This window comes from Kitasatospora sp. NPDC059646, assembly GCF_042734615.1.
Taxonomy (GTDB): domain Bacteria; phylum Actinomycetota; class Actinomycetes; order Streptomycetales; family Streptomycetaceae; genus Kitasatospora.
In genome coordinates, this window is record NZ_JBHWDS010000027.1 from 82,038 (window position 1) to 92,882 (window position 10,845).

Annotated in this window: 7 protein-coding genes and 1 pseudogene; 4 read left to right on the forward strand and 4 right to left on the reverse strand. The window is 73.6% G+C overall.

Features of this window, described 5'->3' with window-relative positions; genetic code table 11:
- Positions 1-411, reverse strand: a pseudogene (locus ACFV1L_RS20485) (hypothetical protein); the annotation flags it as partial.
- Between the two features lie 187 nt (positions 412-598).
- Positions 599-1,267 carry a response regulator transcription factor gene (locus ACFV1L_RS20490; RefSeq protein ID WP_380367714.1) on the reverse strand — a complete coding sequence of 223 codons (669 nt, stop codon included), beginning with the start codon at positions 1,265-1,267 and terminating at the stop codon, positions 599-601.
- Between the two features lie 301 nt (positions 1,268-1,568).
- Between ACFV1L_RS20490 and ACFV1L_RS20495 the strand changes: the two genes are divergently transcribed.
- Positions 1,569-6,320, forward strand: coding sequence for a multicopper oxidase domain-containing protein (locus ACFV1L_RS20495; protein WP_380367716.1), 4,752 nt, complete (start codon positions 1,569-1,571; stop codon positions 6,318-6,320).
- Positions 6,321-6,360: 40 nt separating this feature from the next.
- Here ACFV1L_RS20495 and ACFV1L_RS20500 read toward each other — a convergent pair whose 3' ends face one another.
- The gene (locus tag ACFV1L_RS20500) at positions 6,361-6,780 is read right to left on the reverse strand and encodes a winged helix-turn-helix transcriptional regulator (RefSeq protein ID WP_380367718.1); all 420 of its coding nucleotides are present in this window, start codon (positions 6,778-6,780) and stop codon (positions 6,361-6,363) included.
- 103 nt (positions 6,781-6,883) lie between these two features.
- On the opposite strand from ACFV1L_RS20500, the gene ACFV1L_RS20505 reads away from it, so the two are divergent.
- Positions 6,884-7,681 carry an NmrA family NAD(P)-binding protein gene (locus ACFV1L_RS20505; RefSeq protein ID WP_380367720.1) on the forward strand — a complete coding sequence of 266 codons (798 nt, stop codon included), beginning with the start codon at positions 6,884-6,886 and terminating at the stop codon, positions 7,679-7,681.
- A 136-nt stretch (positions 7,682-7,817) separates the two neighbouring features.
- Complete coding sequence (locus ACFV1L_RS20510; RefSeq protein ID WP_380367721.1) at positions 7,818-9,140, forward strand: hypothetical protein; 1,323 nt, start codon at positions 7,818-7,820, stop codon at positions 9,138-9,140.
- A gap of 72 nt (positions 9,141-9,212) precedes the next feature.
- On the opposite strand, the gene ACFV1L_RS20515 is transcribed toward ACFV1L_RS20510, so the two are convergent.
- Positions 9,213-9,482, reverse strand: coding sequence for a GlsB/YeaQ/YmgE family stress response membrane protein (locus tag ACFV1L_RS20515; RefSeq protein ID WP_380367723.1), 270 nt, complete (start codon positions 9,480-9,482; stop codon positions 9,213-9,215).
- 266 nt (positions 9,483-9,748) lie between these two features.
- Here ACFV1L_RS20515 and ACFV1L_RS20520 point away from each other — a divergent pair, with 266 nt between their 5' ends.
- A complete protein-coding gene (locus ACFV1L_RS20520) occupies positions 9,749-10,759 on the forward strand; it encodes a hypothetical protein (protein ID WP_380367725.1) in 1,011 nt (336 codons plus the stop codon).
- Positions 10,760-10,845: the final 86 nt, after the last annotated feature.

Genomic DNA, 10,845 nt, shown 5'->3' on the forward strand with positions numbered 1-10,845 from the left:
GGAGACGTCGCGGGGCGGGATGTCGGGCGTGTGGACCGGCGGTGCGTCAGGGCTGTCGGGCGTGGGAGCGGTTGGTGCGCCGGGAGTGCCGGTGGTCACGCCGCCGGGCGTGTGGATCGACCGGGTGTCAGAGACGTCGCGCAGCGGGTTGTCGGGCGTGCGGACCGGCGGTGCGTCAGGGCTGCCGGGCGTGGGGGCGGTCGGGGCGTCGGGGGCGCTTGCGGTCGCACCGTCGGGCACGAGGGCGGACGAGGCGTCAGTGGTACCGGGTGTCAGGCCGCCGCGCGTGCGGACCGAGGTGGCGCCGGGGGCCCGGCAGTCGGGCGCGGACGCGGACGGGGCGTCAGGCGTGTCGAGTGCCGGGTTGCCGGGCGCGGGGGCCGTCGGTGCGCCGGAAGTGCCGATGGTCACGCCGCCGGGCGTGGGGGCGGTCGGGGCGTCAGGGGTGTGGGGTGCCGAGCCGCCGGGCGTGCGGGTCGTCGGTGTGCCGGGAGCGCCGCTGGGGGGCGTGTGAATCAAGAGGGCGTCGGGTGCCACGCCACGGTCCGTGCGGCCCGGTGTGGTGTCAGGGGTGCGGTGTCGCCCCGGGCGCGGGGGGTCAGTGGGTGGCACTGAACGCGTACCCGACGTTGCGGATCGTCTCGATGATCGGGCGCGGGGCCTTGCCGCGGATGCGGCGGACCGTCACGTCGACCACGTTGCTGGCCAGGGCGTCGTCGTAGCCCCAGACGCCGGCCAGGAGTTCGTGTCGGCTGCAGACCTGGCCGGCCTGCCGCATCAGGTGGCCGAGCAGCATGAACTCCCGGTGGGAGAGCGGAATCTGTCGGCCGTCGATGCCGAGCGCCTGCCGTTCGAGGTCGAGTGCGACGTCGCCGACGCGGAGCCAGCGCTGGGGTGCGCCGGCGGGGGCGGTGCGCAGCCGGGAGCGTACCCGTTCGACCAGTTCGGCGGTGGCGAACGGTTTGCCGAGGAAGTCCACGGCGCCGATCCGCAGGCAGCGGACCCGGGTGGCGACGTCGACCACGGCGGACAGCACCAGGACCCGCTGCTCGGGCCGGAGTTCGAAGACCTGCCGCATCACTTCGAAGCCGTCGAAGCCCGGCAGCATGAGGTCGAGGACGACGAGGTCGTACGCGTCCTCGCGGAGGCGGTGGACGGCCTCCGGGCCGGATCCGGCGCCCTGGACGAGGTGGCCGTCCGCGCCAAGGGCGCGGATCAGGTAGGCGCGCAGGCGGGCCTCGTCCTCGACGACCAGCAGTCGGGCCATGCTCGGTCCTGCCTCCCCGCGCCCCGGATCCGGACCGGGGCAACCGCCCCAAGTTGCGGATGATTATCGCACTTTGTGTGCGCTCTGCGGAGCTGATGTGCCGTCATGACGTCCCCATGACAAGACTGTCATCTCCGCCGGCCCGCCCATCGGCCGTCGGCACACTGGGGGCCGCATCCGCCGCAGCCCGTGGCCGGCCGGCGGCACGGCCCCGCACACCCCCGCGGCACCCGCCGTCCCGCCGCGCCGTAAGGGACGGACCCGCGCGGGCGGCCGGGTGCCGACCAGGAAGGAGAACGGCGTGTTCACGCGCCACACCACGCGGCCGCCGGGCCGCACGCGGCGGCACCTCGTCACCACGCGGCCGCCGGGCCGCACGCGGCGGCACCTCGTCGCGATGGCCGGCGTCTGGGCGGTGGTGGCGGCCCTGCTCGGGCTGCCGCCGACGCAGCTCCAGCAGGCCGCCGCCGCCGCGCCGGCCGGGCCCACCGACGAGAGCAAGGTCCCGCACTACTTCGGGCCCTGGCCGAACTGGGCGAACAGCCCGCTGACGCTGTCCCGGGCCGAGGTCAGCATCAGCAGCGACACCGGCAAGCAGGTCGGCAACCCGCTCACCGCCCGGGCCTACGCCACCGACTACGCCACCCCGACCGGCCAACTCGCCCCCGTGTTCGTCCTGCTGACGGGCGCTCCGCTGCCCGCCGGCACCCTCAAGGCGTTCCGGACCTGGAACCAGACCACCCCCGGCGGCAGCCCCAGCAGCTCCGCCGGAGGCGTGTTCCACGGCTACGTGCTGCGCCCGACCGGCACCGCCGACCAGTACACGGTGGTCGCCGACAGCGGCCTGCGCACGGTGCCCGCGCCGGGCGCCGCCGGCGGCGAGGTCACCGCGTACGACATGCCCGACACCCCCGTGCAGGCCGGCGACCTGATCGGCTTCTACGGCCAGGGCGTCCCCGTGGACACCGGCGTGGCGCACCCGACCGACACCCTGGTGTACCCCGCCGGGGCGGACGGCAGCACCAGCCCGCCCACCGGCACGGCCCCCGCCCAGGGCGCCACCGTGACCGTCGGCGCGCCCGGCTGGGAGCGCTACGCCGTGCAGGACCGGACGTACTCGTTCGGCGCGCAGCTCGCCCTGCCGGGCGGCAGCGGTGCGGAGGCCACCGCCACCGTCGACCCGCGGACCGGCGGCATCTCCGGCATCGAGGTGACCGCGCCCGGCCACGGCTACGTCGAGGGCGCGACCACCGTCACCGTGCGCGGCGGGACCACCGAGGCCACCGCCACCGCCGCCGTCCAGTCCTCCCGCAGCGTGGTCGGCTACACCGTCGGCGCGGGCGGCAGCGGCTACGGCGGCTTCGCGGTCGCGGTCACCGGCGGCGGCGGGAGCGGGGCCGCGGCCACCGCGTCCGGCGGCGTCGCCGCCGTGACCGTCACCGACGCCGGCGCGGGCTACACCATGCCGACCGTCGACTTCGACCTGCCGTCCCAGCCGGACGGCACCGTCGCCAAGGGCCACGTCGAACCGGCCGACCTGACGCCGGGCGGCGGCATCGCCAAGGTGACGGTCGACGACCCCGGCAGCGGCTACACCGCCGCGCCCGGCGTCACCGTCCGCAACGGCACGCTGGCCGACCCGATCCCCGGTGCCACGCCGGCCGCCGCCGCCAGCGGACTGAAGCTGCTCTCGCTGGCCGTCGACACGCCCGGCTCCGGCTACGCCTCGACGCCCGACGTCACCGTCGACGACCCGACCGGCAACGGCGGTTCGGGGGCCGCGGTGACCGCCGTGACGAACATCGGGGCGATCAGCGCGATCACCGTCACCAGCCCCGGCGCCGGATACCTGTCGCCCGGCATCAAGAAGTTCCAGGACGCGCTGCCGACCACCTGCAACCCCGGTGCGAACGGCACCGGCTGCCCGGACGTCCAGCAGCTCGCCGACCCGACCACCGCCCCGGCCGCGAAGTTCATCCCCGAGGCCGTGCCGGAGACCGTCACCACCGGCGGCAAGCAGGCCGACCAGTACGTCATCGGCCTGGTCCAGTACCGAACCCGGTTCTCCTCCGACCTGCCGCCCACCCTGGTGCGCGGCTACGTCCAGCTCTCCACCGACGCCGTGCCCGGCCGCAAGGTCCCGCTGTACAACGAGCTGATGGACGGCACCCGGCAGCAACTGCCGTACACCGGCGTCGCCGCACCCCAGTGGATGGGCCCGCTGATCGCCGCGACCAAGGACCGGCCGGTGCGGATCGTGTTCCGCAACCTGCTGCCCACCGGCGCCGCCGGCGACCTGTTCCTGCCGGTCGACAGCACCGGCATGGGCGCCGGCATGGGCCCGATGACGATGCCCGCCCCCGGCAACGCCTCCACCGTCACCGACGAGGTCCGCAACCCGGCCTGCACCAACGCCAAGTCCGGCTGCTACAAGGACAACCGGGCCACCCTGCACCTGCACGGCGGCATCACCCCGTGGATCAGCGACGGCACCCCGCACCAGTGGATCACCCCCGCGGGCGAGCAGACCGACTGGCCGCAGGGCGTCGGCGTGCAGAACGTGCCCGACATGGTGGACGGCACCGGCGCCACCCTCTGCGCCGCCGCCGACGACGGCTGCTCGACGTTCTACTACTCGAACCAGCAGAGCGCGCGGCTGATGTTCTACCACGACCACTCCTACGGCATCACCCGCCTGAACGTGTACGCGGGAGAGGCCGCCGGCTACACCGTCACCGACGACACCGAGAAGGCGCTGATCAGCAGCGGCACCATCCCTGACGCCGCGTCGACCCTGCCCCTGCTGGTCCAGGACCGCACCTTCGTGCCCGACGACTCCCAGCTCAAGGACCGGTTCGACGCGGGCGGCGGACGCGTCTCCTACGGCCAGGACCCGACCTGGGACGCCGCCCGCTGGGGCGGGAAGGGCAGCTTCTGGTACCACCACGTCTACATGCCCGCCCAGAACCCCGGCGACCCGAGCGGCATGAGCTCCTACGGCCGCTGGATGTACGGGCCCTGGTTCTGGCCGCCGGCCGGCGACACCACCTACGGGCCGATCCCCAACCCGTACCACGACCCGCACTGCAGGCTGGACGACCCGACGACCTGGCAGTACCAGGCCGCCCCGTACTGCGAGCCCGAACAGATCCCCGGCACCCCCAACATCTCCATGGGCATGGAGCAGTTCAACGACACGCCCCTGGTCAACGGCGTCGCCTACCCCAGATTGACCGTCCAGCCGAAGACCTACCGGCTGCGCCTGCTCAACGCCGCCAACGACCGGTTCTTCAACTTCCAGTGGTACACCGCCGACCCGAACCAGGGCGACGGCACCACCGAAGTCGCCCTCAAGCCCGATGAGTTGAAGGCCGCCCGGACCGACCCCAACGTCTCGCCCACCCCCGTCGACGCGCACAACGCCGCCGCCGGACCGAGCTGGATCCAGATCGCCAACGAGGGCGGCTTCCTGCCCGCCCCCGCCGTCATCGACGGCCAGCAGCCCACCACCTGGATCACCGACCCGACCCGCTTCGACGTCGGCAACGTCGACAAGCACTCACTGGTCGTCGCCCCCGCCGAACGGGCCGACGTGCTGGTCGACTTCTCGAAGTTCGCCGGCAAGACCCTGATCCTCTACAACGACGCGCCCGCCGCCTACCCCGCCCGCATCGCCTCCTACGACTACTACACCGGAGGACCCGACCTCGCCCCCGCCGGCGCACCCAGCACCATGCCCGGCTACGGCCCCAACACCCGCACCGTGATGCAGGTGACGGTCGCCGACACCGCCCCCGCCCCGGCGTTCAACCTGGCCAAGCTGCAGGCCGCGTTCCGCCACCACGCGGACGGCTCCGGCGTCTTCGAGTCCGGCCAGAATCCGATCATCGTCGGCCAGGCCGCGTACAACTCCGCCTACGGCACCGGCTTCGCCAACGGCAGCAACTGCAACATCGCCAACTCCACGGTGAACACCTGCGACGGTCTCGTCCGGGTCAACGACACCACCAGCTTCAACTTCAACACCCTCAAGGCGCCGACCTCCAGGAGCACGCTGCCGCTGCAGCCCAAGGCCATCCACGACGAGATGAACGCCACCAGCTTCGACGCCTACGGCCGCATGCAGGCCACCCTCGGCGTCGAAGCCCAACCACCCACGCCCGGCGCGCAGAACGCCACCCTCTACCCCTACATCAACCCGCAGACCGAACTCGTCGACGGCACCAACCTGCCCAAGGGCGACGTGAAGGTCACCCCGATCGGATCGACCGCCGACGGCACCCAGATCTGGCGCTTCACCCACAACGGCGTCGACACCCACCCGATCCACTTCCACCTCTACGACGTCCAACTGCTCAACCGGGTCACCTGGGACAACATCGTGCTCAGACCGGACGCCAACGAACTCGGCTGGAAGGACACGGTGCGGATGAGCCCGCTGGAGGACACCGTCGTCGCGCTGCGCCCGGTGGTGCCCACCACGCCCTTCGAAGTGCCCAACTCGGTACGGCTGCTGGACCCGGCGATGCCGGCCGGCGACACCTCGATGTTCAACAACGTCGACCCGCAGGGCAACCCGAGCGCCGCGATCACCAACCAACTGGTCAACTACGGCTGGGAGTACGTCATCCACTGCCACATCCTCAGCCACGAGGAGATGGACATGATGCGGCCCGAGTCGCTCGCCCTGCCCCCCGCCAAACCCGACGGCCTGAGCGCCACCGTGGCCGGCCAGGGCAGCAACGCCAGGGTCCAACTCCGGTGGCGGGACAACTCGATCACCGAGACCTCGTTCACCGTCCAGCGCTCCGCCGACGGCACCACCTGGACCGACGTCGGAACGATCGCCTCGCCGCTGGACCAGCCCAACACCCACCAGGACCGCACCTTCGTCGACATGACCTCCTCGCCGGCGAACGCGTACACCTACCGGGTGGTCGCGCTCAACACCGTCGGCTACGGCGGCCAGTTCCCGAGCCTGACCGCGAAGTCCGTCTCCGACCCGCTCCAGGTGCCGGCGGCGCCCGCCGGCCTCCGGCGGATCCCCGACTGAGCCGACGCGTCCGGGAGGGCGGCCCCGCCCTCCCGGACCGTCAGCGGATCCCGTTCTCCGGGTGCGCCGCGTCGTAGGCCTGCCGGGCCTCCGCGATCACCGCACGGTGCGCCAGCGACCAGTCCGCGAGCGCCTTCACCAGGTGGGTCAGCCCCGCACCCGTCGCGGTCAGCCGGTAGTCGACCTGCGCCGGGACGGTCGGGTACACGGTGCGCAGCACCAGTCCGTCCCGCTCCAGCCGGCGCACGGTGAGCGTCAGCATGCGCTGCGAGATGCCCTCCACCGCGCGCTGGAGTTCCCTGAACCGCCGTGGCCCGCCCGCGAGTTCGACGATCACCAGGACCGACCACTTGTCGCCGATCCGGTCGAGCACGTCGCGGATCCCGCAGTCCGGATGGTCGTGCCGCCCGCACGGGTCGAGCGCGGCGGGGGTGGTTACCCCGGTGTGCGTCGGTGACATCGAACTGCCTCCTTGTGGGCGGTCGGCGCGCGGTCGAGGATCAACCGTAGCCACTGGTTACCGAAGAGAACCAGTACGGACGACGGCGAAAGGCTGACTGATCATGATTCTGGTGACCGGAGCGAGCGGACACCTCGGCGCGGCCGCCCTCGCCGCGCTGCACGCCGCGGGCGTCCCCGCCACGGGCGGCAGCCGCACCCCCGGCGAGGGCATGCGCCACCTCGACTTCGACGACCCCGCCACCCTCGACCTGCGCGGCGCCGCCACCCTGCTGCTGGTCTCCGCCGGCTACGCGGAGGACGACGTGGTGATCGCCCGCCACGCCGCCGTCCTCGACGCGGCCGTCCGCGACGGCGTCTCCCACGTCGTCTACACCAGCCTGACCACCGCGGGCGACCACCTCGCCTTCGCGGCGGCCCACCGCGCCACCGAACGGCTGGTCCGCGACAGCGGCCTGCCGTTCACCGTCCTCCGCAACGGCCTCTACGCCGAGCTCTTCGGCAGCCTCCTCGTCCGGACCCCCGACGGCCTCGAATCCCCGTTCGGCGACGGCGCGCTGGCCGCCGTCACCCGCGCCGACCTGGCCGCCGCCGCAGCCGCGGTCGCCGCCGACCCCGCCCCGCACGCCGGACTCGTCCACGACCTCGTCGGCATCCCCGTCACCGCCGCCGGGGTCGCCGCTGCCCTCGGCGTTCCGCACCGCCCGATCGACCTCGCCGCCTACCGCGCCCGCACCCTGGCCGCCCCCGGCCTCCTGCCCTTCCAGCCCCCCATGCTCAGCTCCCTCGCCACCTCGATCCGCCACGGCTTCCTGTCGGCCACCGACCCGACCCTGGAGAAGCTGCTGGGCCGCCCGCTCGCCGACCCGTTGGCGGCGGCCGCGGCCGCCGCGAGCGGCTGAGAGGCGCGCCGCCCCGCGCCCGGTGAGCGCGCCCGGCCCGGAAAACGGTTTCCCGGGGCGGCCCGGAACCCGCGATGATCGGGCGGGTGTGCGAACCGGGTGGGCCGGCGGCACCGTTCGAACCGGAGGAAATTGCGTGCATGCGGACCTCGCCAAGGCGTGGGAACTGCTCCAGGCGGACGACCCGCAGGGGGCGGTCAGGGAGTTGCGCCGGGTGGTCGACGGACTGACGGCGGGTGAGGTCGCCCCGGTGACCGGGACGTTGGCCCGGTCGGTCGGCATCGACGACCTCGCCGAGGCGGCCGCCGCACTCGCCTCCCGGCCGGCGGACGCGGGGGCGCTGTACGCCTACGGCTACGCGTGCATCGAGCACGGGCTGTCCGAGTTCGCGGTGCCGGCGCTGCGGGAGGCGCTGGTCGCCGGGTCCGCCCCGGTGAAGCGGAAGCTGTTCGGGCGGGGCGGCGGCGCGCAGGTGAACCCGCGGCAGGTGCTGCTGGAGCTGGCCGTCGCCCTGGAGGACGGCGAGCGGCACGCGGAGGCCGTGGCCGTCCTGCAGGAGCACCGGGCGATCACCGGCGACTGGCCGGACGGCTACCTGCTGGCCCACAACGCGCTGATGGACGGCCGGGTCGAGCTGGCCCGCGAGGTGTTCGAGGCGCTGGCGGCGCCGGACGGCGACACCTGGCAGCCCGCCGCCGACCGGATCCGCCGCTCGCTGGCCCGCGCCGCGGCCGTCCCGCCCGCGGGCCCGCAGGACCTGCGGGGCTGGCACTACACGCTGACCGGCGGCCTGCTGGCCACCCTCTCGCCGCACGGGTACGACCAGGGCATGACCGGCCGCTGGGCGTACCTCGGCGACAGCTGGGAGAACTGCCGGCGCGGCCTGGAGCGGCTGCGCACCGTGCTGGCCGCCGCCGGCCGCCGGCCGTCCTCGGTGGCGCTGCTGCCGGACCGGGGCAGCGAGGCGCTGGGCCTGGCCGCGGCGGCGCTGCTCGGCCTGCCCGCCGCCCCGTACCGCCCGGGCGGCGGCGTCGCGGACGCGCTGGTGGTGGCGTACGACCTGAACGAGTGCGACCAGGAGCTGGTGGGGGCGCTGTACGAGCGGGCGCCGGGCGAGGTGCTGTACGAGCACGCGACGTGCTGGACGGACCCGCCGGCCGTCTCGGCGGACGTCTGCGGCCTGCTGGTGCAGCACGTGGTCGCGCCGTGGGAGTCGAACCTGCGGGTCGGCGAGGACGGCCGGGTCGAGCAGGGGCCGACCGAGGACGGGCCGGCGGCGGAGCTCGCGGAGCGGATCCGCACCGCGTCCGCCGAGCCGGACGAGGGCGACGGGCAGACCCCGGCCGACCCGGACGAGGCGCTGGCCGCGTTCGCCGCCCGGGCCGCCGCCACCTGGGCGACCGGCAGCCGGGACCGGGTCCGCTCGGCGGGCCCGGTGCGCAGCTCCCGGTTCGCCTGACGGGGCGTCACCGCACGCGCCGCCGCCCGCCGGGCGGACTGCTCGACGGGCGGCGGGGCGCTGCTGCGGGCGTCATCTGCCGGGACGGGACCTGCTCCAGGCGGGGGCGACGAAGGCCACCAGGGCGACCGCGAAGGCGACCTGGAGCAGGTGCCTGATCCAGTCGATGCCGGAGGTGTGGCGGACGCCGATCCAGCCGGCCACCAGGTTGCCGAGCAGGGCGCCGGCCGCGCCGAGCAGCATGGTCAGCCACCACGGGATGGCCTGCGGCCCGCGCAGGATCAGCTTGGCCAGCACGCCCAGCACGAAGCCGATCAGCAGAATCCAGAGGAGTTGGAACATCGAATCCCAGCCTTTCCGGTAGGACGCCGGTCGATCGGGTGGTCGGCGCGATCGGGTGCGGATCCGCCGTCGGGCGGTCCGCACCTGCCATGATCGCGCGCCGTCGGCCCCCCGGCATCTCGGCGAAGGGCCCGGTCAGGTGGTTTGCCCGGGCCGTCCGGCGGGTAGCCGCGCACGCGATGGGGGGCCGGTGATTGCCGCGGGGGGCCGTGTGGTGGGATAAACGACTGAACGCGCGTCAGGTTCGACGGGGGAGCAGACAGAACATGACAGTTGGTTTCGGCGTCAGGCTGGACGAGCTCGCGAAGATCCAGCGGGACTTCCACGCGCTCCAGCAGCGGATGAACGAGATGACCAAGCAGACCGGTCGGATCAAGGACGTGATGGCCAAGGCCGTCGCCACCGACCTGGCGGCCGGCGCACTCGGCAACGTGATCGGGTTCGGCGCCGTGGTGGCGCAGGTCGAGCAGCAGGTGAGCGCGATCAACGCGCAGGTCGCGGCGCTGGAGGCGACCAAGGAGAAGCTCACCAAGGGGCTCGCCGAGGACACCCAGAAGATCGGCACCGTGATCAAGCGGTACCAGGAGGCCGAGAAGCGCGCCCACGAGGGCGTCAGCAAGCCCGGCTCCACCAAGCCCGCGCCGAAGAGCCCCGGGAAGGGCGGCGGCGAGCACACGCCGACGAACAAGCCCGGCGCCAAGAAGCCCGGCTCGTCGATGCCGAAGAGCCCGAACAAGCCCGGCCAGCACGGCGGCGGCGACCACGGCGGCGGCAACAACCACGGCAACGACCCCAAGACCGAGATCTCGCACGCCGGAGCGATCAAGACCAGCGAGGTCACGTACGGCGGCAAGGGCAAGTACAAGAGCGGCGAGGCCGCCTGCCGCGAGTACATCGCGCAGGCGCTGGACGCGATGGGCGTCACCGACCCGGCGGCCCGCGAGGCCTGGACCAAGGGCATGCTGACCATCGCCAAGCGCGAGTCGACGTACAACGCGCCCGGCTCGCAGGTGAACCTGTGGGACACCAACGCGCACGGTGCGAAGCAGGCCGACGGCGCGCCGCTGAACAGCTCCCGCGGCGGCTGGCAGACCATTCCGCCGACCTTCGCGGCGTACCACGTCAAGGGCACCTCCACCGACATCTACGACCCGGTGGCGAACGTGGCGGCGTCGATGAACTACATCCGCAGCCGCTACCACGTCTCGGCGGACGGCCACGACCTGGCGTCCAAGGTGCAGCAGGCCGACCCGAACCGTCCGGCCCGCGGCTACTGACCGGCCGTCGACCCGCGTGCCGCGGCCGTCCGTTCGTCGGGCGGCCGCGGCACGCGGCGCTACGCCCCCTCCACCGTCCGTCCACA